Annotated in this window: 26 protein-coding genes and 2 pseudogenes; 11 read left to right on the forward strand and 17 right to left on the reverse strand. The window is 74.7% G+C overall.

Annotated features, from left to right (window positions below):
* Positions 1 to 121 precede the first annotated feature (121 nt).
* The 3 genes from FH715_RS08695 (at position 122) to aceB (ending at position 3,258) form a co-directional block, all read left to right on the forward strand.
* Positions 122 to 913: an IclR family transcriptional regulator gene (locus FH715_RS08695; RefSeq protein WP_139642513.1), complete on the forward strand. Its 792-nt coding sequence runs from the start codon at positions 122 to 124 to the stop codon at positions 911 to 913.
* Positions 914 to 1,052: 139 nt separating this feature from the next.
* Entirely contained in the window at positions 1,053 to 1,592 is a 540-nt protein-coding gene (locus tag FH715_RS08700; RefSeq protein ID WP_246108637.1) for a nucleotidyltransferase family protein, read from the forward strand.
* A gap of 70 nt (positions 1,593 to 1,662) precedes the next feature.
* Complete coding sequence (gene aceB / locus FH715_RS08705; RefSeq protein WP_139642518.1) at positions 1,663 to 3,258, forward strand: malate synthase A; 1,596 nt, start codon at positions 1,663 to 1,665, stop codon at positions 3,256 to 3,258.
* Between the two features lie 25 nt (positions 3,259 to 3,283).
* Here the strand turns inward: aceB and FH715_RS08710 are convergent, their stop codons facing one another.
* A complete protein-coding gene (locus FH715_RS08710) occupies positions 3,284 to 4,066 on the reverse strand; it encodes a class I SAM-dependent methyltransferase (RefSeq protein WP_139642521.1) in 783 nt (260 codons plus the stop codon).
* A 114-nt stretch (positions 4,067 to 4,180) separates the two neighbouring features.
* Between FH715_RS08710 and FH715_RS08715 the strand changes: the two genes are divergently transcribed.
* Positions 4,181 to 4,651, forward strand: a complete 471-nt coding sequence (locus tag FH715_RS08715) for an Lrp/AsnC family transcriptional regulator (RefSeq protein WP_139642524.1) — start codon at positions 4,181 to 4,183, stop codon at positions 4,649 to 4,651.
* A 28-nt stretch (positions 4,652 to 4,679) separates the two neighbouring features.
* Here the strand turns inward: FH715_RS08715 and FH715_RS08720 are convergent, their stop codons facing one another.
* The 6 genes from FH715_RS08720 to FH715_RS08745 form a co-directional block, all read right to left on the reverse strand.
* On the reverse strand, positions 4,680 to 5,948 hold the full coding sequence (locus FH715_RS08720) for a sulfite oxidase (RefSeq protein WP_139642527.1): 1,269 nt from the start codon (positions 5,946 to 5,948) through the stop codon (positions 4,680 to 4,682).
* A 69-nt stretch (positions 5,949 to 6,017) separates the two neighbouring features.
* Positions 6,018 to 6,167, reverse strand: coding sequence for a hypothetical protein (locus FH715_RS08725; protein ID WP_211367499.1), 150 nt, complete (start codon positions 6,165 to 6,167; stop codon positions 6,018 to 6,020).
* A 70-nt stretch (positions 6,168 to 6,237) separates the two neighbouring features.
* Complete coding sequence (locus FH715_RS08730; protein ID WP_139643060.1) at positions 6,238 to 6,624, reverse strand: helix-turn-helix domain-containing protein; 387 nt, start codon at positions 6,622 to 6,624, stop codon at positions 6,238 to 6,240.
* A gap of 59 nt (positions 6,625 to 6,683) precedes the next feature.
* Positions 6,684 to 6,971 (reverse strand): YkoF family thiamine-binding protein, encoded by a 288-nt coding sequence (locus tag FH715_RS08735; protein ID WP_139642528.1) that lies wholly within the window; start codon positions 6,969 to 6,971, stop codon positions 6,684 to 6,686.
* Between the two features lie 74 nt (positions 6,972 to 7,045).
* Positions 7,046 to 8,596 (reverse strand): serine/threonine-protein kinase, encoded by a 1,551-nt coding sequence (locus FH715_RS08740; protein WP_139642529.1) that lies wholly within the window; start codon positions 8,594 to 8,596, stop codon positions 7,046 to 7,048.
* Between the two features lie 147 nt (positions 8,597 to 8,743).
* Complete coding sequence (locus FH715_RS08745; RefSeq protein ID WP_139642532.1) at positions 8,744 to 9,124, reverse strand: DUF5955 family protein; 381 nt, start codon at positions 9,122 to 9,124, stop codon at positions 8,744 to 8,746.
* A gap of 278 nt (positions 9,125 to 9,402) precedes the next feature.
* Between FH715_RS08745 and FH715_RS08750 the strand changes: the two genes are divergently transcribed.
* Positions 9,403 to 10,377 (forward strand): hypothetical protein, encoded by a 975-nt coding sequence (locus FH715_RS08750; RefSeq protein ID WP_246108638.1) that lies wholly within the window; start codon positions 9,403 to 9,405, stop codon positions 10,375 to 10,377.
* 15 nt (positions 10,378 to 10,392) lie between these two features.
* On the opposite strand, the pseudogene FH715_RS08755 reads toward FH715_RS08750, so the two are convergent.
* From FH715_RS08755 to FH715_RS08770, 4 genes and pseudogenes are all read right to left on the reverse strand, one after another.
* Positions 10,393 to 10,626 (reverse strand): annotated as a pseudogene (locus tag FH715_RS08755) (XdhC family protein); the annotation flags it as partial.
* 50 nt (positions 10,627 to 10,676) lie between these two features.
* A complete protein-coding gene (locus tag FH715_RS08760; protein WP_139642538.1) occupies positions 10,677 to 12,839 on the reverse strand; it encodes a xanthine dehydrogenase family protein molybdopterin-binding subunit in 2,163 nt (720 codons plus the stop codon).
* A 2-nt stretch (positions 12,840 to 12,841) separates the two neighbouring features.
* On the reverse strand, positions 12,842 to 13,339 hold the full coding sequence (locus FH715_RS08765; protein WP_139642541.1) for a (2Fe-2S)-binding protein: 498 nt from the start codon (positions 13,337 to 13,339) through the stop codon (positions 12,842 to 12,844).
* The gene (locus FH715_RS08770) at positions 13,336 to 14,217 is read right to left on the reverse strand and encodes an FAD binding domain-containing protein (protein WP_139642545.1); all 882 of its coding nucleotides are present in this window, start codon (positions 14,215 to 14,217) and stop codon (positions 13,336 to 13,338) included. Before FH715_RS08770 ends, FH715_RS08765 begins: the two co-directional genes overlap by 4 nt.
* Positions 14,218 to 14,427: 210 nt before the next feature.
* Between FH715_RS08770 and FH715_RS08775 the strand changes: the two genes are divergently transcribed.
* Positions 14,428 to 16,068 carry a PucR family transcriptional regulator gene (locus tag FH715_RS08775; RefSeq protein ID WP_139642548.1) on the forward strand — a complete coding sequence of 547 codons (1,641 nt, stop codon included), beginning with the start codon at positions 14,428 to 14,430 and terminating at the stop codon, positions 16,066 to 16,068.
* A gap of 219 nt (positions 16,069 to 16,287) precedes the next feature.
* A complete protein-coding gene (locus FH715_RS08780) occupies positions 16,288 to 17,106 on the forward strand; it encodes a hypothetical protein (RefSeq protein ID WP_246108639.1) in 819 nt (272 codons plus the stop codon).
* 7 nt (positions 17,107 to 17,113) lie between these two features.
* On the opposite strand, the gene FH715_RS08785 is transcribed toward FH715_RS08780, so the two are convergent.
* Positions 17,114 to 17,821 (reverse strand): GntR family transcriptional regulator, encoded by a 708-nt coding sequence (locus tag FH715_RS08785; RefSeq protein ID WP_246108640.1) that lies wholly within the window; start codon positions 17,819 to 17,821, stop codon positions 17,114 to 17,116.
* Between the two features lie 191 nt (positions 17,822 to 18,012).
* Between FH715_RS08785 and FH715_RS08790 the strand changes: the two genes are divergently transcribed.
* Positions 18,013 to 18,837, forward strand: coding sequence for a (2Fe-2S)-binding protein (locus FH715_RS08790; protein WP_139642552.1), 825 nt, complete (start codon positions 18,013 to 18,015; stop codon positions 18,835 to 18,837).
* 459 nt (positions 18,838 to 19,296) lie between these two features.
* Here FH715_RS08790 and FH715_RS28150 read toward each other — a convergent pair.
* Positions 19,297 to 19,431: pseudogene (locus FH715_RS28150) on the reverse strand (IS200/IS605 family transposase); the annotation flags it as partial.
* A gap of 154 nt (positions 19,432 to 19,585) precedes the next feature.
* Between FH715_RS28150 and FH715_RS08800 the strand changes: the two are divergent.
* Positions 19,586 to 20,569, forward strand: coding sequence for a DUF2637 domain-containing protein (locus FH715_RS08800; RefSeq protein WP_139642554.1), 984 nt, complete (start codon positions 19,586 to 19,588; stop codon positions 20,567 to 20,569).
* A gap of 92 nt (positions 20,570 to 20,661) precedes the next feature.
* On the opposite strand, the gene FH715_RS08805 is transcribed toward FH715_RS08800, so the two are convergent.
* The 3 genes from FH715_RS08805 to FH715_RS08815 all read right to left on the reverse strand — a co-directional run bounded on the left by FH715_RS08805 (position 20,662) and on the right by FH715_RS08815 (position 23,267).
* The gene (locus tag FH715_RS08805) at positions 20,662 to 21,144 is read right to left on the reverse strand and encodes a methylated-DNA--[protein]-cysteine S-methyltransferase (protein ID WP_139642556.1); all 483 of its coding nucleotides are present in this window, start codon (positions 21,142 to 21,144) and stop codon (positions 20,662 to 20,664) included.
* A gap of 65 nt (positions 21,145 to 21,209) precedes the next feature.
* Positions 21,210 to 22,721: an AlkA N-terminal domain-containing protein gene (locus FH715_RS08810; protein WP_139643066.1), complete on the reverse strand. Its 1,512-nt coding sequence runs from the start codon at positions 22,719 to 22,721 to the stop codon at positions 21,210 to 21,212.
* 78 nt (positions 22,722 to 22,799) lie between these two features.
* A complete protein-coding gene (locus FH715_RS08815) occupies positions 22,800 to 23,267 on the reverse strand; it encodes a PPOX class F420-dependent oxidoreductase (RefSeq protein ID WP_139642558.1) in 468 nt (155 codons plus the stop codon).
* 232 nt (positions 23,268 to 23,499) lie between these two features.
* Between FH715_RS08815 and FH715_RS08820 the strand changes: the two genes are divergently transcribed.
* Positions 23,500 to 24,765, forward strand: coding sequence for an outer membrane protein assembly factor BamB family protein (locus FH715_RS08820; protein WP_139642561.1), 1,266 nt, complete (start codon positions 23,500 to 23,502; stop codon positions 24,763 to 24,765).
* Positions 24,766 to 24,935: 170 nt separating this feature from the next.
* On the forward strand, positions 24,936 to 25,064 hold the full coding sequence (locus FH715_RS29290) for an LPFR motif small protein (RefSeq protein WP_281259678.1): 129 nt from the start codon (positions 24,936 to 24,938) through the stop codon (positions 25,062 to 25,064).
* A gap of 13 nt (positions 25,065 to 25,077) precedes the next feature.
* On the opposite strand, the gene FH715_RS08825 is transcribed toward FH715_RS29290, so the two are convergent.
* Positions 25,078 to 25,896, reverse strand: coding sequence for a helix-turn-helix domain-containing protein (locus FH715_RS08825; RefSeq protein ID WP_342782166.1), 819 nt, complete (start codon positions 25,894 to 25,896; stop codon positions 25,078 to 25,080).
* Between the last annotated feature and the right edge of the window lie 5 nt (positions 25,897 to 25,901).

The raw sequence follows: 25,901 nt of genomic DNA on the forward strand, positions 1-25,901 counted from the left end.
GCGACGTCGTGAACGAAGCCGCCGGTGTCGGTGGTCGGCCGACCGGGGCGGGGCCGTCGAGGGCCGGTAGGCTTCCGGGTGACCGCAGCCCGCCCCGTCAGTCCGCTGGAGGAATAGCGCCGTGTCGCCGTCCGAGGTGCGCAGACCCTCCGCCGGAAGCGGCGGGGTGCAGTCCCTGGAAAGGGCCTTCGCGCTGCTGGAGCTGATGGCCGACGCGGGGGGCGAGACCGGGCTGAGCGAGCTGGCCGCCAGCAGCGGGCTGCCGCTGCCCACCATCCACCGGCTGATGCGTACGCTGGTCGCCTGCGGCTATGTCCGCCAACAGCCCAACCGCCGCTACGCGTTGGGCCCCCGGCTGATCCGGCTCGGGGAGGCGGCGGCGCGCCCGCTGACGACCTGGGCGCGCCCCTATCTGGCGCGGCTGGTGGCCGAGACCGGCGAGACGGCGAACATGGCGCTGCTCGACGGCGACGAGGCGGTCTATGTGGCGCAGGTGCCGTCCCGGCACTCGATGCGGATGTTCACCGAGGTCGGCCGACGGGTGCTGCCGCACTGCACCGGTGTCGGCAAGGCGCTGCTGTCCGGGCTGGACGACGACGAGGTGCGGGCGCTGCTGCGGCGGACCGGGATGCCGGCGTCGACCGAGCGCACCCTGACCACCCCGGAGGCGTTCCTGCGGGCGTTGGGGGCGGTGCGCGAGCGGGGCTTCGCCGTGGACGACGGCGAGCAGGAGACGGGCGTGCGCTGCATCGCCGTCGTGCTGCCGCACGCGCCGACCGCCGCCGCGATATCGGTCTCGGGGCCGGCAGGGCGGCTGACCGACGAGGCGGTGGAGAAGCTGGCGCCGCTGCTGCGCGAGGTCGCGGCGGAGCTGGGCGCCGCGCTCGCCACCTCGCCGGAGAGCGGGGAGTGACGCACCCCGGCGCGGTCCGTCCCTGACCCCTCGGGCCCGAAGCGGCTGACCGGAGGAGGTGGCGGTCCTTGCGTCGGACGGTGGCCGGGCCGCTGTTGGCGCCCGGCGGGGGTGGCGGCTCGGGGGGCGCCCGAAGGCGTTGCCGCGTCATCGGGGGCGCCCACTGGTCGAGTTGGCGTGCGACGGGTTGCGCGCGGCCGGTTGTGCGCCGGTGGTCGTGGTGGTGGAGGCCGGCGCGGACGAGGTGCTGGCCGGGGCACGGCTGGACGGGTGCCGGGTGGTGCGCACCCCGGCGCGGGAGTCGGGCGTGGGCTCCTCGCTGCGCGCCGGCCTCGCGGCGCTCGCCGCGCCGACGCCGCCCACGGCGGCGCTGGTGGCCCTCGTCGACCAGCCCTTCGTGGGCGCGGCGGCGATGGCACGGGTCGCGGCGGTGTGCGACTCCCCCGACGTCCTGGCGGCGGCGAGCTACAGGGGCGCGCGCGGCCACCCCGTGCTGCTGGGCGCCGCGCACTTCGCCGGCGTGACGGCTGGCGCGCGCGGCGATCGGGGGGCGCGTGACTATCTGCGGGCGCGTGCCGACCGGCTGACACGGGTGGAGTGTGGTGACGTGGGCAGCCCGGAGGATATCGACCACCCCGCCGACCTGGGACGACTGAGCGAACCTCCACCCCATCGTTGATCTTCCACAATGTAGAAACTACTATCCATTTTTGCTGCCCCAGAGGTGGAACCGTCACTAAGGAGTTCCCATGTCAGCCGTCACCGTGGAAGCCCGGCACCAGGTGCCGCGCCAGGACGAGGTGCTCACCCCCGAGGCGCTGGACTTCCTCGCACAGCTGCACCAGCGGTTCACCCCGCGCCGGGACGAGTTGCTGGCCCTGCGCGCCGAGCGTCGCGCGGAGATCGCCCGCACCGGCCGGCTGGACTTCCTGCCGGGGACGGCGGAGGTCAGGGAGGGCGAGTGGTCCGTCGCCCCGGCGCCGCCCGCGCTCCAGGACCGGCGGGTCGAGATCACCGGCCCCGCCGAGCGCAAGATGACCGTGAACGCCCTCAACTCCGGCGCCCGGGTCTGGCTGGCGGACTTCGAGGACGCCCTCTCCCCCACCTGGGAGAACGTGATCGGCGGCCAGCTGTCCCTCGCCGACGCCTACCGCCGGCGCATCGACTTCACCGACGAACGCGGCAAGCGCTACGCGCTGCGCCCCGACGCCGAGTTGGCGACCGTGGTCGCCCGCCCCCGGGGCTGGCACCTCGACGAGCGCCATCTCACCGTCGGGGGCCGGGAGATCCCCGGCGCGCTGGTCGACTTCGGGCTCTACTTCTTCCACAACGCCCGCTGGCTGATGGACATGGGCAAGGGCCCGTACTTCTACCTGGCCAAGCTGGAGTCGCACCTGGAGGCGCGGCTGTGGAACGACGTCTTCGTCTTCGCCCAGGAGGCCCTGGGCCTGCCGCACGGCACCGTGCGGGCGACGGTCCTGATCGAGACGGTCACCGCAGCGTTCGAGATGGAGGAGATCCTCTACGAACTGCGCGACCACGCCTCCGGTCTGAACGCCGGCCGCTGGGACTACCTCTTCTCTATCGTGAAGAACTTCCGGGACGGCGGGGAGGGTTACGTCCTGCCGGACCGCAACGCGGTGACCATGACCGCCCCCTTCATGCGCGCCTACACCGAGCTGCTGGTGCGGACCTGCCACAAGCGCGGCGCCCACGCGATCGGCGGGATGGCCGCGTTCATCCCGTCCAAGGACGCCGAGGTCAACAAGGTGGCCTTCGAGAAGGTGCGCACCGACAAGGAGCGCGAGGCGGCGGACGGCTTCGACGGGTCCTGGGTCGCGCACCCGGGCCTGGTGCCGGTCGCCGAGGGCGCCTTCGACGCGGTGCTGGGCGCGCGCCCGCACCAGAAGGACCGGCTGCGCGAGGAGGTGCGGGTCACCGCCGAGGAGCTGCTGGACATCGGCTCGGTCCCGGCCCGCCCGACCGTCGAGGGGCTGCGCAACGCGGTCCAGGTCGGCACCCGCTACCTCCAGTCCTGGCTGGCCGGCCGGGGCGCGGTCGCCGTCTTCCACCTGATGGAGGACGTGGCGACCGCTGAGATCTCGCGCTCGCAGATCTGGCAGTGGATCAACGCCGGAGTGCTGCTGGACAACGGCGAGCGGGTCACCCGCGCCTACGTCCGCCAGGTCGCCGCCGACCAGCTGGTGGGGATCCGCGACGAGGTGGGCGAGGACGCCTATGTCGCCGGGGGCTGGGAGCGCGCCTACGACCTGCTGATGGAGATCGCGCTCGACGAGTCCTATGTCGACTTCCTGACCCTGCCGGCCTACCGGCTGCTGGACTGACGCGTGCCGCCGGCTCGCCGGCCGCTCAGCCGGCGAGCCGCAGCACCACCGTCCGCGACACCCCGCCGTGCCCCGCGCGTTCGTCGACCACCCGAAGCCCGGCGGTCGCGCACTGGCGCAGCACCCACTCGTGGGAGACCCGCAGCTTGCGGTAACTCCCCGTCTTCAGCGTCCAGTTCTCGCCGACGTGCTCGCGCACATGCACCAGGTCGTGGACGACCACGGTGTAGTCGTCGAAGTCGTCCGGGTACTCCAGGAAACACGTCATGATCCGGTCCTCCGTGGCCCGCACCGGAAGGAAACGGTCGGTCCCGGTGAGCGGAACGGTCAGATCCCGGTAGGAGAGCACCACGGTGCCGTCCGGGGTGAGCGCGGCGGCGATGTCGTTGAGCAGCGCCGCCACGTCGCCCCTGGTGGGCAGGTGGGTCAGCGTGTCGCCGAGGCAGACCACCGCGTCCGCCGTACCCGGGCCGACGTGCTCGCGCAGCGCGGTGCGCAGGTCGGCGTGGACCGGGCGCACGGCCGGCACGCCGGCCGCGTGCCGGCCCAGCTCCTCCAGCAGCGGCCGGCTCAGGTCGACGGCCAGCACCGTCCCGAAGCCCAGCGCGGCCAGCGCCAGGCTGGTGTGGCCAGGACCGCAGCCGAGGTCGACGGCCCGCCGGCCGGCGCCGTCCGGCAGCACGCCCCACTCCGCGAGCAGCGCCCGCTGCCCCGCGACCAGATCCGGCAGGTCGCCGCCCAGCATCCAGGTGTAGTGCTCCGCGAGCAGCCGGTCGTAGTGGTCGACGGCGAGGGTGGTGGGCGGCATGGCGTCCCCTTCCACGGTTGGGGCGGCGCGGTCTGGCCCCCGAACCTAGCCCGAGGTACGTCCACATGGAGGACTGACCGAACGATGTTCGGAGTTGGTCGCAGAATGGCGACCATGGACGACACTGATTCGGCGCTCCTCGGGCATCTCCAGCGTGACGCACGGCTCACCAACCGTGAGTTGGCGCGGCTGACCGGCATCGCGCCCTCGACCTGTCTGGAGCGGGTGCGCAACCTGCGGGCCCGGGGCGTCATCACCGGGTACCACGCGGCCGTCGACCCCAGGGCGCTCGGCCGTTCGCTCCAGGCGTTGATCTTCGCCCGGCTGCGCCCGCTCAGCCGGGAGGTGATCACCAGCTTCCGCGGCTATCTCTCGGGGCTGCCCGAAGTGCTGTCGGTCCTGGTGGTCTCCGGCGACGAGGACTTCGTGATCCATGTCGCCGTGCCGACCATCGAGGATCTGCACGCGTTCCTGATGGACCGGGTCAGCGCCCGCCGCGAGGTGGTGGACTTCCGTTCGTCCGTGATCTACCAGCGGACCGTCACCCAGGTGCTGACGCCGCTGGGCGGGGCGGACGAAGGCTGAACGCCCCCGCGGCGCGGGGGCGTTCGACTCAGGCGGCGGTCACCCGCACCGGGTGGTGGACGACCGCGTCGAAGAGATAGCCCTGCTCGTTGAAGACGGTGCGCTCCGGCTGGCGGGCGCCGGTGGCGTCGGTGGCCCTGGCCAGCAGCGTCGCGGGCCCCGGCTCGGTGGGCGTCCACGGCACCGACCAGCGCACCCAGCGGTCGGCGCGCGGCGCGTCCCGCAGGCGCGCGGGCCGCCAGCGCGCTCCCCCGTCCACGCTGACCTCGACCGAACGGATCGGTGCCGCGCCCGACCAGGAGCGGCCCGTGAGTCGCTGGGGCACGCCTGCCGTCAGCGGCGCGTCCCATTCGAGCTCGAAGGCGCTCTTGAGGGTCTGCCTGGTCAGCGGCGCCGACCCGCCCTCGGGGTGGTCGGGTCCGAAGAGGCGGTAGAGGTCGGTGTTCCACGGCGAGTAGAGGGGAACGGTGGAGACCTCGATGTCGCCGACCCACTTGATCGACGCGATCCCGACCCAGGACGGCACCACCACCCGCACGGGATGGCCGTGGTCGGGCGGCAGCGGCTCGCCGTTCATCTCGTAGGCGAGCAGCACGTCGTCCAGCGCCTTGGCCAGCGGCAGCGGACGGCGCACCCTGCCGAGCGCGTTGCCCGAGGAGTCCTCGTAGGGGTCGTCGAGGCCACGCGGCTGAACGTCGACGGCCTCCGGACGCAGCCCGGCCCGGCGCAGCACCTCGGCCAGCCGCACCCCGCGCCAGCGCGCGACGCCGATGGCGCCCAGCTTCCAGGCGGTGCCGGAGACCGTCTCGCCCTGCTGGGAGGTAAAGAAACTGCGCCCGTTGCCGGCACACTCCACGGCGGCGGTGTGCTCGGTGGCGGGCAGCGCCCGCAGCTCGTCCAGTCCGAACTCCACGGAACCCGCGCGCACCCCGTCGCCCCAGACGGTCAGCCGCCAGTCGTCGGCCGAGAGGGCGGGGGTGGCCGTGTGGTTCCGCACGAAGAACAGCTCGTTGGGCGTGTGGTAGCCCGCGTTCCGCAGCGCGGACCAGCGGGTTTCCGCGTTGGTTCCGTGCACGACGAAGTAGTCGTCGGGCAGCGGCTTGACGATGCCGGGCGCCGGGTCGTCGGCGGTGCGCGCCGGGCGCGCGGCGCCGAGGGTGCCGCCGGCGGCGGCCAGCGCCCCGCCGGCCGCCAACAGCCGCAGCAGCACCCGGCGTTCGACGCCCTCGGCGCGGGCCCTTCCGTCGAGGAACTGCCGCAGCCGGCGGCGGTCGTGGTGCCTCTCGTCGATGGTCATGGCCCGGCATCCTGCGTCAACGGCGCGCGGGATGCCATTGCGGCGCCTTAAGGCCGTGTGAACTTTCCGTCAACCGGCCGCCCGCGCGGCCAGGCGGTGTGCCTGGCCCCTGGCCTCGACGGCGACCGCGGCCTGGTCGGCGGTGACCAGCACGGCGTCCTCCACCACCGGCACGCCGTTGACCAGCGAGAGCGCAACGGGCGCCGGCGGGCCGCGCACCAGGTCCCTCGGTCGTCAACGGTTCGTTGAAGTCGGGGCTGGACGTGTCCGCGTCGGGACGCCCTCCGACTCAGCCGCCGGTGGCCCTGTTGAGGTAGTTGTAGACGGTGAACCGGCTGACGCCGAGCGCGGCGGCGACCGTCTCCACGCCGTGCCGCAGGGCGAAGGCGCCGCGCTGCTCCAGGCCGCTGACGATCCGTTGCTTGGTCCTGCGGTCCAGCTCGGCCAACGGGCGGCCGTGGCGGCGGCGCAGGTCGTCCAGGAGGTGGTCGAGCGAGTCGGACAGCAGCGGCAACCGCACGGCGGCCACGGTCGCGCCCTCCCAGCACAGCGGCACGTCGTCCTCCCCCGCCTCCAGCGGATCGACCAACTCCCCGCCGATGGCGGTCAACAGCGGGCCGATCGCGGTCAGAAAGCGTTCCTCCTCGGTCGGGGGCAGCTCGTCCGTCTCCCCCATCCCCTCCTCCGGGAGTCCGGGCGGCTCCCACGGCCGGCGGCTCCCGCGCTCGCCCGCGTTCACCGGGGCCTCTCCCCGTCGGCGGGCGGCCGGGAGCCGGTGTCAACGGCGTCAACGGACTCGACCTGAACGGATATTCGGGTGGCACCGGCGTCGAAGGCACGGCGCAGCAGGTCGTGGACGGCCTCTATCACCGCGTCCCGCCCGCCCTCGGCGCTGTGGCCGAACGGCCCGACCTCCACCGCCTCCAAGCCGGCCTCGCCGACCACTTCGCGGGCGACCAGCGCGTGGGGCGGCGCCTCACCGAGGTCGAAGGGCTCCGTCGAGAACTCAAGTCTCAGTCGCACGCGCCCACACTAGTGGCGCTCCCGGTCACGCGGCGGCACTTGGCCGGGAGTCGCCCCCGCGCCGGTCGCCGCGGTCAGGCCAGCCGGCTGTGGCGGGCCAGAGCCGCGTTCAGCTCGGCCCGCTGCCGGTGGGTCATCGGCCCGAGGACGCAGACGGGGACCAGCCGGTGGGCGCCCGTCCCGACCTCCTTGAGGCGCGGCGGCCAGCCGGCGGGCCGCCTCGACGCGGTGGGCGAGGCCGCGTCCTTCACGAACTCGACGTGCAGGCCCGTGTAGCGGTAGAGCGGCTCCTCGTAGTCGATCTCCTTGACGACGGTCCTGCGGAACTCGTGCCACCCGTACGCGCGTTCCTCGTAGTCGCTGGTGGTCTCAATGCCCTGCGGCCCGACGCGCAGCGCCCAGGCGGGCTTGCGGTGCGTGAGCCTGTGGAAGAGGCGAAAGGCGAGCAGGGTCGGGGGGGCCATCACGAACGTGACGGAGGACACCACGAACAGAGTGAGCCATCCCTCGTTCTCCTCCCCCTGCCGCGGCTCCACCTGGCCCGCGCTCGCCACGAACCACGTCCCGAGCGCGCCGAGCACCGCGGCGACCACCAACCCCCAGGTCCAGGCCCGCAGCGTGCGTGTGTCGGTGTAGTGGGACAGGGGCTCCCGCCCCGTCCAGGAGAGCTCGAACGTCTCGGCGGAGCCGTTCGGTCGGCGCCCCTCGTCCAGCCGGTCGTCCAGCGGGCGCGTGGAGAACGAGCCGCCGTCCACCGTCTCCCGCCCCGCGACGCCGGTCTCCTCCCGGCCGCCGTCGAGGCCGGCCCGCAGCCGCCCGAGGCGTTCGCGCACCTGGCGCGCGGTCTGGGGGCGCCGGTCGGGGTCGCGGTCCAGCAGCGCGGCGACCAGCGCCGTCACCGCCGGCGGCAGCTCGGGGCGGAGGGTGTCGAGCCGGGGCGCGTCCTCGTGCAGCTTGCGCTGGACGATCGCGAGGGGGTGGTGTCCCGTGAACGGCGGCCGGCCGCTGAGCAGGGCGAACAGCACGCCGCCGAGCGCGTACAGGTCGGAGCGCGCGTCGCCGCGTTCGGTCAGGAACTGCTCGGGCGCCCCGTACTCCGGGGTGCCGGCCGGGGACAGCAGCGAGGAGCCCGCCACGGAGGTGACGGCCTGGAGGAACCCGGCGATCCCGAAGTCCACGACCTTGACCCGCCCCTCCGGGGTGAGCATCACGTTGTGGGGCTTGATGTCGTAGTGGATGACGTGCGCCTCGTGCGCGGCGGTCAGCGCCGCGCAGATCTCCTCGGCGATCTCCAGCGCGCGGGCCACCGGGACCCCGGCGCGCAGGTGCCCGGTCAGCGTCGTGCCCTCGACCTTCTCCATGACCAGGAAGCGCGTGTCCCCGTGGACCCCCTGGTCGTGCAGGGCGACGACGTGGGGGTGGTTGATCCGCGCGGCGGCGACCGCCTCGCGCGCGAAGCGGCGGGGCAGGTCGGGGGAGACGGACTCGTCGAGGTGGAGCAGCTTGAGCGCGACCTCGCGGTGCAGGGCGCGGTCCCGCGCGGTCCAGACCTCGCCCATGCCGCCTCTGCCGAGCCGTTCGACCAGCTCGTAGCGTCCGGCGACCAGCTCACCTACCCGCTCCACGGCCCACCCCCGCCCGCCACGGCCGTCGGGCGCGGGGCCCTGCCCAGGGGGCGCGCGGGGCCGTCGCTCGAAACCGTTTCCCTCGAACTCGCGGACGAACGTTACCCGTTGACGCTCATCGGCAAACCAGGTGCGCGGTGGCCGCGGTCAGTAGGTGGCCTTCGGCCACGCCCCCGGCGCGGCGCCCCAGCGCGGCTCCTCCGGTGGGAAGCGCGGGACGCCGAACAGCTCCAGCGCGCGGCGGAACTCGGCGACCGCCGGCGCCAGCGCGCTGACCGAGCCGAGCGCGGCGGCGATCTCCAACAGCGCCTGCCGCAGCGTCTCCACGTCGGGAACGCCCGCCAACGACAGCTCGTCCAGCCGGCTCAGGCGCTCCATGGCGACCTCCCGGTCGGCCAACGCGACCCGGTAGCCGCCCAACTCACGGCGCAGCCGGTGAACGGCGGCGCGCAGCGTGGTCACTCGGGGGTCGAGCCCGGCCGCCGGTGCGGTGCGCGTCCGTCCGGCCGTCTCGGCTTCTCCTGCCACCCAACCCTCCCCAAAACCGTTTACCCGTCATTCGTAAAGCCACCCGAAACGTGCGGGATTCCCGCGCACATGCGCCAGAACGTGAAGAACCCCGCAGGGAAAGTAAATATCACTGTCCGCGCATCACGCCATACGGAGGGCTAGATCGCGTGTCACATTCCGATGAACAATGAGGCGCTGTTTCGGGCTGAGAAGCGGTGTCCGGAGTGGCCCGGACTCGACCGGCCGCCGGGGGGCGTGTGAGAGTCCGTTCATCAGGTTCGGTTGGGGGAGCGCCCATGGCCAGAAGCGTGTTGCTGCGATGCCCGGTGTGCCGGCGCGAGCACCGCTATGTCCCGCCCGAGTATCCGTGCGCCTGTGGCGCGCCCGTGACCCTGCCGGTGGCGGGCGACGGCGCGCCGGTGCGGGTGGCGCACCGCTCGTGGGCGGACGCCTGGACGGAGTTGGAGTGCCCGGCCTGTGGGCGTTCCGGGCACTGGCCGTGCCCCGGTTTCGACTGCGCCTGCGGGGCGATGGTGCGGCTGACGCCGGCCGCCCCGCGGGTGGCGGGGCCGGCCTGGGACGGGCCGTCGGACGACGCGGATCCCCACCCGGAGGCCGGGCGGGCGGCAGGGGAGAACTCGGCATCTGAGGGGGCGAGTTCGGCCAAAACGGAGCAGGCGTGCACGGACGGCGCCGAGGACGCGCCTCCGGACGCCGAAGAGCCGCCGGCGCACGAGCCGCCCGAGGACGGCGTGCGCCCCGCGTCGCGCGCGCCGGGGGCGCCCGGCAGCAGCGCGGCACGGGAGTTCGCGCAGGGGCGCAGGGCCGCGCGCGGCACCCCGGGGCCGGCGGACGACGCGGCGGGGCCCGGCTCGCGGCGGGGCCCGTTCCGCCCGTTGACCATCCGCACCGGCTACGACGCGGTGGCCTGCGCGGCTCACTTTCTGCGCTGGCTCGGCTTCGCCGGGGTGCGCACCGCCGTGCCCAGGACCGCGTCCGGGCTCGACCTGCGCGGCCCCTCGGTGGTCGGGCTGGTCAACGCCACCACCGCGCCGACCGAGGACGGGGAGTTGGAAGTCCTCTGGCTGCACGGCCAGTTGGGCTCGGCGCTGCCGGTGGCGTTCTCGCTCGCCGGGTACGGCGGGCCGGCCAGGACGCTGGCCGACCGGCTGCGGCTGCCGCTCTTCGTGCTCGACCTGAGCGGCACCCCCCAGCCCGTGAACCAGCCGGGCGAGGCGCTACTGCGCGACGGCGTCGAGGCCGAGCCGTAGGGAAGGCGAGCGGGGCGCCGGCCCGCGCAACGCCCGCAGCAGCGCCGGGACATCGAACCGCGGGTCGTGGGTGAGCACGCACACCGCGTCGCGCCCGGTCAGCCGTTGCGCGTCGAGATAGCGGTCCGGCCGGTCGTTGACCACGTCCGCCGCCTCGGGAAAACGTTCGGCGGTGGCGAAGACGGACCGCGCGTCACAGACCGTCACCCGGTAGTCGAGCGGCGTGGCGGCGCGGGCCAGCGCGGCGGCCTCCGTTCCTCGGGGGTGCCCGGGGCTCGGCCCCCGGGGAGCCCGTTGTCTCAGGTTCCGGTCAGATGCTCGGGGCGGACGGGGACGCGGGTGAGGGGCAGGCGCGTCGCCTGACGGATCGCGGCGACGATGGCCGGCGTCGCGGAGAGCGTGGGCGCCTCACCCGCGCCGCACCGCCCGTAGGGGGCGTGCGCTTCGGCGAGTTCGAGGATGTCGAGCGGCATCGGCGGGACGTCCAGGATGGTGGGGATCAGGTAGTCGGTGAACGACGGGTCGCGGACGAGGCCGTCGGGGCCGACGAGGATCTCCTCCAGCACGGCGAGGCCGAGGCCCTGGGCGCTACCGCCGTGGATCTGGCCGCGCGCCGCGCGCGGGTTGATCGCGCGCCCCACGTCCTGGGCGGCTGCCAGCTCGACGACCCTGACCAGGCCCAGCTCGATGTCGACGTCGACCACGGCCCGATGCGCGCAGAACGAGTACTGGACATGGCCGAAGCCCTGACCGGTGGCGCGGTCGAACGGCTCGGCGGGGCGGTGGCGGAACTCCAGCTCCCGCTCCACGGCCTCCTCCCCCAGCACCTCGGCGAGGGAGGCCAGCACCTCGCCGCGCGGGGTGACGACCTCGCCGCCGACCAGCCGCAGCCCCGGAGCGTTCCAGGCGGCCTCGTTCCCCCGCCAGGGGCCGGGCTCCCCCCGGCGCATGCGGTCGCCGGCCAGCCGGACCCCTGCCGTCGAGTGGTCGTCGAAGCCCTCGGCGAAGCCGACGTTCTCGATGCCGACTCCGTAGCCGACGCCGCGCACGATCCCCTCGCCCACGCTGGAGTTGGCCAGCCCGCCGGGCAGCGCCCTCGGGTCGACGCCGTCTCCGGTCTCCCAGGGCCGCGGCGGCGGCAGCGGCCGGTCGCGGACCAGGCGCAGCAGTTCGGCGACGGGGGCGGGCGCGTCGACGCGCTGGCCTGTCGGCATCGTGTCGCCCTGGGTGAGGGCGTTGCGTCGGCGCAGCTCGACGGGGTCCATGTTGAGGGCGACGGCCAGCCGGTCCATCTGCGCCTCGTAGGCGAAGCAGGCCTGCACCGCGCCGAGGCCGCGCATCGCGCCGCAGGGCGGGTTGTTGGTGTAGAGGGCGAGGGCCTCCATCGCGACGTGCGGCACCCGGTAGGGGCCGACGCCGAGGGAGGCGGCGTTTCCGACGACGGCGGGCGAGGAGGAGGCGTAGGCGCCGCTGTCCAGGACGATCCGCCCCTTCACGTAGACCAGCCGGCCGTCGAGGGTGGCGCCGTGCTCGTAGCTGAGGGTGGCCGGGTGGCGGTGCACATGGCCGAGGAACGACTCGTGCCGGTCGTAGACCATCTTCACCGGCCGGCCGGTGTGCAGCGCCAGCAGGCAGGCGTGGGCCTGCGTCGACAGGTCCTCGCGGGCGCCGAAGGCGCCGCCGACGCCGCCGAGGGTCAGCCGCACGCGTTCCGGCTCCAGGCCGAGAACGGGGGCGAGTTGGCGCTGGTCGGCATGGAGCCGCTGGGTGGCGACATGGAGGTCGACCCCGCCGTCCCCCGCCGGCACGGCGAGACCGGACTCCGGGCCGAGGAACGCCTGGTCCCGCGTCCCGACGGTGTAGTCGCCGCGCACCACGACGGCGGCCACCGCGTGGGTCGGGTCGCCGGCGAGCACGGGCTGGCGGTAGACCACGTTGGGGTGCGGCACGTGGGCGGCATGGTGGTCGTCGCGGTCGGGGTGGAGCACGGGCGCGTCGGGGGCGGTGGCGGTGGCCTCGTCGTGCACGACCGGCAGCGGCTCGTAGACGACCCGGACGAGGGCGGCGGCGCGGCGCGCGGTCTCGGGGTGGTCGGCGGCGACGAGGGCGACGGGCTCGCCCTGGTGGCGGACCCGGTCGTCGGCGAGCACCGGCTGGTCCGTGAACTCCAGGCCGTAGTGGGTGGCGGCCGGCAGGTCGGCGTGGGTGAGGACCGCGTGGACGCCGGGCAGCGCCAGGGCCTCTGCGGTGTCGAGGGAACGGATCTCGGCGTGCGCGTGCGGGCTGCGGAGGGTGCGGCCCCAGAGCATGTCCTCGTGCCGCAGGTCGGAGGCGTAGGCGAAGTCGCCCGTGACCTTGAGCACCCCGTCGGGGCGCCGCGTCGACTCCCCGGCGCCGCCGGCGGCGCCGGGGGCGGTGTCGCCGCACCGGGTGAGCCCGTCGGGCGGCGGGACGACTCCCATGGTCAGGGCCTCCGTTCGGGGTCGGCGGCCGGCGCGGTGGCGCGGGCGGCGGCGAGGCGGACGGCGTCGAGGACGCTCTCGTAGCCGGTGCAGCGGCAGAGGTTGCCGGCGAGCGCCTCGCGGATGTCGGCGTCGGCCGGGCGCTCCACGCGAGCCAGCAGCTCCTCGGCGGCGAGCAGCAGTCCGGGCGTGCAGAAACCGCACCGGACGGCGCCGGTCTCGACGAACGCCGCCTGGATCGGGGCGAGTCGGCCGTCCGCGTCAGCCAGCCCCTCGACGGTGCGCACCTCGCACCCCTCGGCCTGGCCGGCCGCGACCAGGCAGGAGCAGACGAGGTCGCCGTCGAGACGGACGGTGCAGGAGCCGCATTCGCCCTGTCCGCAGGCGTTCTTGGAGCCGGGGAGCCCGAGCCGTTCGCGCAGCACGTACAGCAGGCTCTCGCCCTCCCAGACGTGGTCGGCGCTCCGCTCGCGCCCGTTGACCGTGAGGGTGACCCTCATGCCGGTGCTCCCTCGGCGCCCGCCCGGGCGCGCCAGGCGCGGTCCAGGGTGCGGCGGGCCAGCACGCGCACCGCGTGGCGGCGGTAGTCGGCGCTGCCCCTGACGTCGTCGACGGGCGCGCAGGCGGCGGCCACCAGGGCGGCGAACCGGGTGGCGGCGGCCGGGGGCGGAGGGCGTCCGGTGGCCCAGTGGCCGCCCTCGGCCAGCACCCCGTTCAGGAACTCCTCCGCCTCCCTGGCCCGCAGCGGGGTCGGCGCCGCCGAGCCGATCGCGGCGCGCACGGTGCGGGTGTCCGGGCGCAGGGCGAGGGCGACGGCGCAGACGGCGATGACCATGGCGTTGCGGGGGCCGACCTTCGCGAACTGCTGGGGTCCGGTCGCGGCGCGCACGGCCACGGAACGGATCAACTCGTCGGGGGCGAGCGCGTTCCGCTTGGGCCCCAGAGAGAACTCCTCCACGGGCAGGGTCCTGGTGCCGCGCGCGCTGGCCACCTCGACCTCGGCGCCGGCGACCAGCAGCGCGGGGTGGGCGTCGCCGGCGGGCGAGGCGGTGCCGAGGTTGCCGGCGAGGGTGGCGCGGTTCCGGATCTGCGGGGAGCCGACGGTGCGGGCCGCCATGGCGAGGGCCGGCAGCTCGACGGCCAGCCGGTCGATCACCGTGCGGTAGGGAACGCCGGCACCGATCCGCACCGTCCCCGACTCCCGGCGCCAGTCGCGGAGTTCGGCGAGGCGGGAGAGGTCGAGCAGCAGCTCGGGGCGGCGCCGGTCGAGGTTGATCTCCACCATCAGGTCGGTGCCGCCGGCCAGCGGCACGGCCTCGGGGTGCGCGGCCTTGACGGCCAGCGCCTCCCGCCAGGTGGCCGGGCGAAGGAACTCCACCGGTCGGCTCCTTCCGCCGCGGGGCCGGGTGCGGTGTCGCCGACGGCCCCCGGCCCTCCAGTACAGCCCGGCGGGGGCGGCCGGTGACAGTCACGGAAGAACCGAAGCGCACTGCTGGCGGCACGACCGTTCTTGTAGGTTCGTACGAAGAACCGTTCCGGGCGTCGTCCGGCGCAGGGCCGTCGGCCGCGCCCGCGCGAGGGAGGCGAGATGCGACTGCGCGCCCTGCTGGAGTCCGACCGGCTCGGGCTGCGGCTGCTGTGGGGGCGGGAGGAGCTGGACCGGCCGGTGCGGGGGGTGATGACCACCGACCTGCGGGACCCCAGCCGCTATCTGCACGGCGGGGAGCTGGTGCTGACGGGGCTCGCCTGGTGGCGCGGCGGGGGCGACGCGGAGCCCTTCGTGCGGGTGCTCGCGGCGGCGGGGGTCGCCGGACTGGCCGCCGGCGAGGCCGAGTTCGGCTCCGTGCCGGACGAGCTGACGGCGGCCTGCGCCCGGCACCGGCTGCCGCTCTTCGCCGTCGCCGAGGAGGTCGGCTTCGCCGACCTGACGGAGCACGTGGTGCGGCAGGTGTCGACCGCGCGCGCCGGGGACCTGGCCGCGGTGGTGGAACGGCACCGGCGGCTGATGTCGGCGGGGCCGGCGGACGGCGGTCCGCGCGCGGTGCTGGCCCTGCTGGGCTCCGATCTGGACCTGGCCGCCTGGCTGTTGACGGCGACCGGCCGCGAGGTCGCCGACTCCGGCGCGGGGCCGCTGCCGCCCGGCGTCGCGGCCGGGTTGGCCGCCGAGCGGCTGGCCGAGGCGCCCGACGGCTGGCCCGAGCCGCGCCGGGTGGCGTACGGGGGCGCCGTCTACTCGCTCTTCCCGGTGCGCGGCGAACGGCCGGCCGCCGGCCAGGACCCCCGACGGGCGCTGCTGACCGACTGGCTGCTGGCGGTCCGCGCCGACGCCACGGAGTGGCCGGCGGAACGGCGCGCGCTGCTGGAGGGGGTCGCGGAGTTGGTCGCGGCGGCGCGCGACCGGGGAGAGGCCGCCAGGGGCGTGCGCCGGCGGCTGGCCCAGCAGGTGGTGGAGTTGCTGGGCTCGCGGGCGCCGGCGGCGGAGGTGGCGGCCCGGCTGCGGATCGCCGCTCCCCTGCTGCTGCCGGGGAGCTCCGGGCGGGACTGGCAGCTGGTCGTGGCCCGGGTGAGCTGGCCGGACGCCGACTTCGACACCGGCCCCCTGGCCAGGGCCGTGTTGGAGGAGTCGCTGTGCGACCCGACCGCCTCGGAGCCGGAGGCGGCGGTGGCGCACACCGGGGGCGAGGCGATCGCGCTGGTGCCGGTCTGCCCGCTGGACGAGGAGGAGGAGGGGGCCGGTCCGCTGCGGGCGGAGCCGTTCGAGGCGGCGCTCCGCCATCCGCTGACCGCGGGGCTCGGCGGCGGTCGGCTCACCGTCGGCGTCAGCTCCTCGGTGCCCGACGCCGAGGGGCTGCGCGGTGCGTTGCGCGAGGCGCGGCACGCGCGCCGGCTGGCGGAGGCCAGGCCGGAGGCGGTCGCGGTGGCCGGCCACGAGCGGCTGGCCTCGCACATGATGCTGCTGTCGTTCGTCCCGGAGGACGTGCGGGAGGCGTTCAGCGACCGGCTGCTCGCCCCGTTGCGCGAGTACGACACGCGCCACCGCTCCCAACTGCTGCCGACGCTGGAGGCGTTCCTCGCCGAGGACGGCTCCTGGACCCGCTGCGCCGCCCGGCTGCACCTGCACGTGAACACGCTGCGCTACCGGATCGGCAGGATCGAGCAGCTCACCGGCCGAGACCTGGGCCGGCTGGAGGACGCGACGGACTTTCTGCTGGCGCTGCGGCTCGGCTGAGGGCACCGTCGAGAACGCGCCACGCCGATCGGCCCCGGAATGGCTTGTTCCCCACCCAACCGCACCGCCTACCACCTCCGTCTTCACCCCAATCCTCCGGCGCGCGCCAGAACTTGTGAACTGTTTCACGCTCCCCTCTTGGCCGAGCACCGTCCCGCGTGCTGAGATGCACTCACATCAGGTGTGGCCAACAGCACAACGACGCGCTGGGAGGGCGATGTGGCGGATACCGCACATCCGGTTCTGGAGACGGCGAGCGGAACGGCGCTCGACAGTGCGGTATGGCGGCTGCGGTCACGAGGCTGTTGGGACGACGCGGCCGAGCTGCTGACCCCGACCGTGCGGGACGACGCACGCGCCGCCCTGCTCCGCGCACGGCTGCTGGTGGAGCGGTGCATGTTCACCGGCCAGGGCTGGGAGCGCGCCGAGGAGGCGGTGCGGGCGGTCGAGAAGATGCCGCTGAACGACGAGGAACGCGGCACCGCCGCCTGCGAGCGCGGCTATCTCGCCTACGCCGCCACGCTGTTGCGGGTGCGGGACCGGGCCGACGAGGCGCGCGCCGCGCTGGGCCGCGCGGCGGCGCTGCTGGCACCCGACTCCCCGGGACGGCCGCTGCTGGACTTCCGGCGCGGGCTGATGGCCGAGCACGTGGGCGGCAACCCGCAGGCCGCCGAAACCGGCTACCGGCGGGCGCACAACGAGGCGCTCAACCGTGACGACGCGCTGCTGTGCTCCTACACCTGGCGCCATCTGGCGGCGCTCGCCCTGAAGAGCGGCGACGTGGAGGCGGCCCGCCACGGCTTCGCCGAATCGCTGCGACTGCGCGAGGAGTTGGGCTTCCTGGTGGGGATCGCGCCGGCGCTGGTCGCGCTGGCCGAGGTCCAGCCGCCGGAGGAGGCGGCCAGGCTGCGCGCCGAGGCGGCCAGGCTCCACCGGCTGCTGGGGAACGTGCCGTCCTGGCTGGCCGCGCAGCTGCCGACCGACGTGCCGGTCGAGCCGCCGCCGGAGGCGACCGCGCCGCCGGCGCCGGAGAAGTGACCGGCGCTCACGCGCGCCAGGCCTCACCGAGCGGACTCGTGGGCGAGGCCGTCACATGGGCGTGGGCCAGGCGTTCCACGGCGGGCAGGTCGCCGCGGACCAGGGCGTCCAGCAGCACGCCGTGCTGGCGGGCGTCGGCGATCAGCTCGCGCGCCCCCGGCGGGCGCCCGGGGACGGTGGGGCACTGCGTCTTGCGGTGCAACTCCTGGGCCACCAGGATCAGTTGGCGATTGCCCGTGGGCCGCAGCAGCTCGCGGTGGAAGCGCCGGTCGGCCTCCGCGTAGCCGACCAGGTCACCGTGGGCGGCTACCCTGACCGTCGACTCGGCCAGCGGGCGCAGCTCCTCCCAGCGCTGCGAGGGTAGCTTTTCGGCCAACCGCAGCACCGCGGGGACCTCCAGCGCCGCCCGCACCTCGGCCAGCTCGGCCATGTCGCGCGCGCTGCGCCCGGCGACCCGGAAGCCGCGGTTGGGCACCGTCTCGACCAGCCCCTCGCTGCACAGCTGCTGCATGGCCTCGCGCACGGGGGTGGCCGAGACGCCGTACCGCTCGGCGAGCAGCGGCGCCGAGTAGGTCTCGCCGGCGCGCAGCTCACCCGTGGCCAGCGCGTCCCTGAGCGCGGCGAGCACCTGGGCGCGCACGGAGCGGCGGACCGGCAGCGGCGGGCTGCGGAGCGGCGGTGTCTGTCGTGGTCTGGGCCGCTTCCTCTGACCCACGGCTGCAACCCCCGAAATGGCCGATTCCACCGGGCTGGGTTTCATCTGCCCGCTCCATCCCTCTCGCCCCCGAATCAAGTGGGTTCCAGCACCCTAGGCGCAGTTTCCGCCGCCGCAAACCCCTCGAACCGATCGGCCGCTTGATCGGCTAAGGTAAGGCTTACCTGTACCAACAAGGGATCGATGGCCCGATGACCGTCCCCGCCGTGACCGTGACGACGCCGCTCACGCCCGCCTACGCCCGGATGGGCGAGGTGCTCCCCAGCCTCGCGGTGACCGAGGGCGAGCCCCGTTCCGACGGCGGCTGGACCAGGGGCGACGCGCTGGCCGAGGGCGGCGCCGCGCTGGACGCCTTCCTCGCCGACGAGGCCCGCGCCTCGCACGCGGCCTACGGCGCCGAGGCGCGGCCCGACGTGGTGGCGACCTTCGGGCTGCACCGCTACGCGTGGCCGGCCGCCGCGCTCTTCACCGTTCCCTACTTCCTGCTCCGCAGGGTCCCCCACCTGGCCCCCGAGGACGTCTCGCTGCGCCGGGACCCCACGCGGCTGACCGTGCGCGTGACCGCGTTCTCCTGCCTGCCGAACGACCCGCTCGCCGGGCACCCGGGCGCGCTGGTGGCCGCCGACGAGTCGGCCCTGCGCGCCGAGGTGCGGCGCGCGGCGGCCGACCATCTGGGGCCGCTGCTGGACGCGTTCGGGCCCCGGATGCGGCGCCGGTCCCGCGCGCTGTGGGGCGCGGCCACCGACGAACTCGTCGAGTCCCTCTGGTACTTCGGCCATCTGCTGGGCGAGGAGCCGCGCGCCGTGCGGGAGTTGGCACGGATGCTGCCGGGCGCGACGCCGCCGTTCGCCGCCGGCGCCGGGTTCCGCGAGCTGGCGGGCCCCGAAGGGGAGGCGCTGCGCACCAGGGACCGCGCGAGCTGCTGCATGTTCTACACTCTGCGTCCCGCCGACACGTGCGCCACCTGCCCCCGGCTCTGCGACGAGCAGCGGGTCCGGCGGCTGACCGGCTCCTGACGGCCGACCGCAGGCGCCTCCCGGCGTACGGCTGATAACAGATCATTCATCAACGGGCGGCAAGTTCCGCTGGAATACCACTCGTTGGTGCCATTCCGCCCGAATCGGTACTGACGGTTACTCAGGTACCATCACGCTTTCCTCCAGGGGCGGTTCGCGAACCGCGCCCTGTGAACTGAGATCGGGCGGCGCCCGCGGAGGTGCGCCCGCACACCCCGTCGAGGGACACACATCGCGGTGAAGGTGACGGACGTGACTCCACCCACGCGTCAACGCGCGGGCTTCCTGCGTCGGTGGCTAAGCCGCCGCACAGAGGGCCAGCCCGGCCCTGTCGAGGATGTTCGTCGCGCCGACGTGGTCCGCGTTCGCCGCGAACCCGCACGCCGTGCACGGGAACGTCGCCTGGGTGACGCGACTCGTCCCGTCCACGTGTCCGCGGCCCCGTTCATCGGCCTTCTACCGGACGAGTTCGTCCAGGCGTTCCGCGACCCGACCGCCGAGGACCGGACGGCGGTACTTCGGGCACCACACCACGTCGGGCACGAGGTCGTACCCGCCGCCGGAGAACCGGCGAACCTTCCTGGGCCCGGTCACGCGTCGATTACGCACGTGTCGCTTGTGTGACGGGAAGGGTGCGCCGTGACCGAGGTGAACACTGCGGATCCGTGCAAACAGCCGAGGTCAGAGCAGACCAAAGAAGCAATTCCCCCACCGGCCAAAGCCGGTGGTCCCCTTGCTAGGAGATCTGATGGAGTTCAGTTGGGTGTTGGCCGCCGCCGTGGCCCTGGGAGGATTCCTGGTGGCGACGGCGCTGCTCACACGCGGCCGCAAGCCCGACAAGGAGGAGCGTGAGCCGGACTCCTCCTGGGAGAAGATGGAGGCGCGCAGGCGGCGCAAGGAGCGGGTCTACGCCTCCGCCTCCTACACGCTGCTCTTCTGCTGCGCCGGTGTCGCCGCCGCGCTGTCCTTCCAGGGGCTGGTCGGCTTCGGCCGGGAGAACCTCCAGCTCTCCGGCGGCTGGGAGTACCTGGTGCCGTTCGGGCTGGACGGCGCGGCGATGTTCTGCGCGGTGATCGCCGTGCGGGAGGCCAGCCACGGGGACTCCTCGATGGGGTCGCGGATGCTGGTGTGGCTCTTCGCCGGCGCCGCCGCCTGGTTCAACTGGGTGCACGCGCCCCGGGGCACCGGCCACGCCGGCGCGCCGCACTTCTTCGCCGGGATGTCGCTCTCCGCTGCCGTCCTCTTCGACCGGGCGCTGAAGCAGACCCGCCGCGCCGCGCTGCGTGAGCAGGGCCTGGTGCCCAGGCCGATGCCGCAGATCCGTTTCGTCCGCTGGCTGCGGGCGCCGCGCGAGACGTTCGGCGCCTGGTCGCTGATGCTGCTGGAGGGCGTGCGCACGCTGGACGAGGCGGTCGACGAGGTCCGCGAGGAGCGGCGCAAGAAGGAGGAGAACAAGCGCAGGGAACGGGAGCAGCGGCAGCTGGAGCGCGCCCGGCTGCGCGCCATCGGCGGCTCGCGGTTCGGGCGGGGGCGGCGGGAGCTGCCCGCCACGGTGACGGCCGAGCAGGCGGCGCCGGAGCCCGCCCCGCACGAGCCGGCGGCGCTGGAGGCCGCCGCCCAGCGGAGGGCGCTGGGCAGCCGCGAAACGGAGTCCGGTTCGCTCTCCACGGCCGCGCCCCGGCTGGACACCCTGGAGGAGAAGCTGGCCAGGATCGAGCGGCAGTTCCCCTGACCGGGCCCGCTCCCCTCTGACGCGCCGACGGCCGTCGTGCCGGGACCGTTTCCACGGTTCCGGCGCGGCGGCCGTCGCGCTGGCCCGGCGGCTCAGTCGAGCAGGACGCCCTCGTGGACGAGCAGCCGCCGCTTGCGGTCGAGGCCGCCGGCGTAGCCGGTGAGGGAGCCGCCGGCGCCGATCACCCGGTGGCAGGGGCGGATCACCAGCAGCGGGTTGGCCCCGACCGCGCCGCCCACGGCCCGCACCGAGCGCGCGGGCATCCCGGCCGCCGCGGCCAACGCGCCGTAGGTGAGCGTCGAGCCGAGGGGGATCTCGTCGAGCGCGGCCCAGACCCGCCGGCGGAACGGAGTGCCGGGCGGTTCGAGGGTCAGGTCGAACTCCTTCAGCTCGCCCGCGAAGTAGGCGTCGAACTGCTCGGTCGCCTCGCCGAAGGCCGCGTCGTCGAGGACCCACTCCGGCTGGACGGTCGCGCCCCCGCGCTGCCCCGGCACGGTGACCGAGGCCAGCACGCCGGGGCGCGGCCCCGCGATCAGCAGCTCGCCGAGCGGGCTGGGGTGGATGGTGTAACGCATGGGGTTCTCCGTCACTCGGTTGACTCTTTTCACTCCGTCGACTCGGCTCACTTCGTCGACTCGGCTCACTCGCTGGTCGCTGTCGCCGCGTGGCCGGCGGGGTGGGCGGGGCGACGCGGCGGCCCGGCGGCGGCGGCGCGCCAGAGGTGGTGCAGCGCGTAGGAACGCCAGGGCCGCCAGCGTTCGGCGTCGCCGAGGTCGCCGCCGACGAGGGCGAGGCCGTGGCGGACGCCCGCGTCGCCCGTGAGGAAGACGTCGGGATCCCCCAGCGCCCGCATCCGGATGTAGCCGGCCGTCCAGGGGCCGATGCCGCGCAGCGCCAGCAGCCCGGCCTCGGCCTCCTCGCGGTCGGCGCCCGGGTCGAGGGCGATCCGCCCGTCGGCCAGCGCGGCGCCCAGCGTCCGCAGCGTCTCGCGGCGGGCGGCGGGCATCCCCAGCTCGGTCAGAGGCGCCTCGGCCAGCGCCGCGGGCTCGGGGAAGAGATGGGTGAGTCCGCCGTCGGGCCGCCCGAGCGGCTTGCCCAACGCCTCGACCAGCCGGCCGGCGAGGGCGCGGGCGGCGCCCACCGTCACCTGCTGGCCGAGCACCGCGCGGACCGCCAGCTCCTCGGGGCTGACGGCGCCGGGCGAACGCTGGCCCGGCTCGGCGGCGACCAGTGGCGCCAACAGCGGGTGGGCGCCCAGGTGTTCGGCCACGGCGTAGGGGTCGGCGTCCAGGTCGAAGAGCCGCCGCAGCCGTTCCACCGCGCAGCTCAGGTCCCTCAGGTCGGTCAGCTGGAGCCGGCAGGGCAGCCAGCGCCCGCCGCCCGGGCCCGGCGCCTCGTCGACCTCGGCGATCCCGCCGCCGTGCGGCAGCGCCAGGGTGCGCCGGTAGGTGCGGGCGCCGGCGGCGCCGACGACCTCCTCGACGCCGGGGACGGCGCGCCGCTGGAGGAAGTCGAAGACCGCGCCCCCCGCGTACGCCCCCCGGTGGGCCAGCCGCAGTGGGACGCCCCCGCCCTCCGCCGCGGCCCTGCCGCCGGCGGGGGCGGCGGCGCGCAGCGCGCTCGGGGTGCGGTCGTAGACGGTGCGGACCGTGTCGTTGAACTGGCGGACGCTGGCGAAGCCGGCGGCGAACGCGATCTCGGTGACCGGCAGCCGGGTCGTCTGGAGTAGCACCCGCGCGGTGTGCGCGCGCCGGGCGCGGGCGAGGGAGACGGGGCCGGCGCCCAGTTCGGCGACGAGCTGCCGCTGGACCTGGCGGGCGCTGTAGCCGAGGCGGTCGGCGAGTCCGGCGACGCCCTCGCGGTCCACGACGCCGTCGCCGATCAGCCGCATCGCGCGGCCCACCGCGTCGGCCCGCGCGTTCCACTCGGCGGAGCCGGGGACGGCGTCCGGGCGGCAACGCCGGCAGGCGCGGAAGCCGGCGCCCTGCGCGGCGGCGGCGGAGGGCAGGAAGCGGACGTTGGCCCGCAGGGGGGTGGTCGCCGGGCAGCTGGGGCGGCAGTAGATGCCGGTGGTCACGACGGCGGTGAAGAACACGCCGTCGAACCGTTCGTCACGGCTGCGCACCGCCTGGTACCTGCTGTCGTCGTCCATCACGCTCCCCAGTGTGCGGGGCGCACGGCCCCGCACACTGGCGGGATTCGGACACGGAGGTGGCGGTGGCCGCCCGGCTCAGTGCGTGGCCAGGCGGGCCGGGAATCCGCCGGTGGCGACCGGGCCCCAGCGGACGGGGGTGACCCGGATGAGGGACTTGCCCTGGCGCGTCATGGCCTGGCGGTACTCGTTCCAGTCCGGGTGCTCCCCGGCGATGTTGCGGTAGTACTCGACCAGCGGCTCCACCGCCTCCGGCACGTCGAGCACCTCGGCGGTGCCGTCGATCTGGACCCAGGGGCCGTCCCACTCGTCGGAGAGCACCAGCACGCTCACCTCGGGGTCCCGCCGGGCGTTGCGGGTCTTGGCGCGCTCCGGGTAGGTGGACATCACGACGCGGCCGGAGTCGTCGACGCCGCAGGTCAGGGGCGACCCCTGGGGGGAGCCGTCGGCCCGCCTGGTCAGCAGGATGGCACGGTGCCTGGCGCGGACGAAGTCCAGCAGGCTGTCGAGATCAACGCGCGTGTTCGTCGCGATCGAAGGACTCATAACGGCAGACCATACGCCCACCTCGGCTGGCACCGTACGGGGGCGTCGGGTTGGGGGCGCCGGGGCGTGCGGCGCCGGCGGGAGTGCGGGCGTTTCCGCAGCTCAACACCGGTTCCCCGGTGGGCGATCGGCGTTGTCAGTGGCCGCCGTTAAGGTGGCCGCTTCCTGATGATCAAGGTGCCGTCCGCGCCCGAGGCGCGGCGGCACGCCCGAGGAACACGGAGGACGTGTGATGACACAGCACGCGGTGGCGACCGCGCGACGACGCGGCGCCGCGGTGACGGCGCTCGCGCTGGCCGGGAGCCTGGCGCTCACCGGCTGCGGGAGCGACGACGACGGGGGCTCCGGCGGGGGCGACGCGCCGGAGAACGCGCTGACCCAGCGCTGGGAGGCCGACCCGTCGACCGCCGGCAACAGCGAGGCGGGCGCGACAGGACCCACGTTGTGGGTGACGGAGGAGACGGTCGCCGCCGTCGGCGTGACCGACGTGGTGGCCTACGCGGCGTCCGACGGCTCGCCCGGCTGGGAGCTGACCCCGCCGGAGGGAGCGGGCGAGATCTGCGCCGTCTCCCCCGCGTTGGACGACGGCGTCGGCGCCCTGCTCTTCACCCCGGCCGACGATCCGGAGAGCTGCTCCATCGTCGTGGCGGTGGACGTCGAGGGCGACGGCACACCGCTGTGGACCGAGACGGTGGAGACCGAGTCCGGCTCGGTGTACGGCGCCTCGGTCACCGTCGCGGACGGGATCGTCACCGCCGACGTCGGCGAGGTGGTGCGGTTCGGCACCGACGGCGAGGCGCTGCCGATGCCCGAGATACCCGGCGGCCCGGAGTGCCGGGACGGACTCGTGGACTGGCTGTCCAACGACGCCGCGCTGCTCGCCTTCGCCGACTGCGGCTCGTTCGGCGAGAGTCAGCAGCTGAGCGCGTTCGCCCCGGCGACGGGCGAGGAGCTGTGGACGCTGCCGGAGGCGCCGGACGAGTACGACATGGCCAAGCGGGTGCCGGGCGAGACGGTGTCGCTGATGACCGATGACCATGTGCTGGTGACGTTCGGGGACGGTGGCGAGGTGGTCTCCGAGATCGCTTCGGACGCCCTCTTCCCCTCCTACGACATCGATATCGCGGGCAACAGAGCGGTGTACAGGGGCTCGCTGCTGATCGCCGCCGACGACGCGATCTCGGCCGAGGAGTCGGAGACGGTGGGGATCGAGCTGACCACGGGCGAGGAGTTGTGGCGCGTCCCGACTCCCCCACTGGTCTCCTTCGCGGCGGGGGCCGAGGAGATCGTGACGTGGCACGGCGAGAGCGAGTCGCGCACCGACTACTCCGTCGGGGTCTCGCTGCTGAACGCGGAGAACGGCGAGCGGTCCGAGGTGGGCGCGCTGGCCAGCGCGGACATGCCGTCCGACATGGCCGTCCAGGGCGACAGCCTGTACGCGCTCGCGGTGACCGACGAGGGCGCGATGCGCGTGGAGTCGTACGAACTCCCCGGCTGAGCCGTCCCGTGACACCGGGCGGTGCCCCTCACGCGCGCGTGAGGGGCACCGCTCCCGTCGCGGCCGTCGGCGGGAGGGGGCTCGGGAGGAGGCCGACCCGTTTCCGCCCCGGGGCGTTCGGGCACCCGACAGGGTCCGCGGCACCACCAGGACGATCGAGGGAGGCCCTCATGTTCCGCGCCATCGCCGACGTGTTCCGCATGGTCGGCGGCGCACTCGCCACGCTCGTGTCGTTGCCGTTCCGCGCCGTCGCCCGCCTCTTCGGCGGGGCGTCGCGCGGCGCCGGGGGGCGCCGCTGAGCGCCCGCGCGGGTCACAGCTCGCGCAGCGCCTCCCACAGGAACCGCTCGGTCTCCTCGGGCGGCAGGGCCTCGACCGCCAGCCGGTTCATCACGTGCCGGTACTGCTCGGCCTCGCTCGGCTTGTCCGGGTAGGCGCCACCGGTGAGCTGCTCCAGGTAGACCACGTCGGGCAGCTCCCCGCCCGGCGGGCGCAGCACGGTCACCGGGCCGGCGATCGCCGAGTGCGCGCCGGCGGCGAACGGCACCACCTGGACCGTGACGTGCGGCATCCGCGTCGCCTCTATCAGATGGGTCAACTGCCCGCGCATCAGCGCCCGGCCGCCCATCGAACGGCGCAGCGCCGCCTCGTCGACGATCACCCAGAGGGTCGGGGGCCGGTCCCGGTGGAGCACGTGCTGGCGCGCCATCCGCAGCTGGACCTTGCGCTCCCGCCGCTCCGGGGTGTCCGGGTCGAGGCCGATCACCGCGCGGGCGTAGTCCTCGGTCTGGAGGAGTCCGGGGACGAACTGGAGCTCGTAGCCGCGGATCACGGTCGCGGCCTGCTCCAGGCCCAGGTACATGTGCAGCCAGCTCGGCACCACGTCGTGGTAGAAGTTCCACCAGCCCTGGCTGTTGGACTCGCGGACCAGTGCCTGGAGGGTGGCGCGTTCCGCCGTGTCGTACACGCCGTAGAGGGTGAGCAGGTCGTCCACGTCGCGGTGCTTGAAGCCGATGCGGCCCATCTCCAGACGGCTGATCTTGGAGTGCGAGGCTCTGATCTCACGCCCGGCGTCGGCGCCGGTGATGCGCTGGGCCTCGCGGAGCGCACGCAGCCGATTGCCCAGAATCATCCGGG

The organism is Streptomyces sedi, assembly GCF_006335015.1.
In the GTDB taxonomy this organism is placed as follows: domain Bacteria; phylum Actinomycetota; class Actinomycetes; order Streptomycetales; family Streptomycetaceae; genus Streptomyces; species Streptomyces sedi.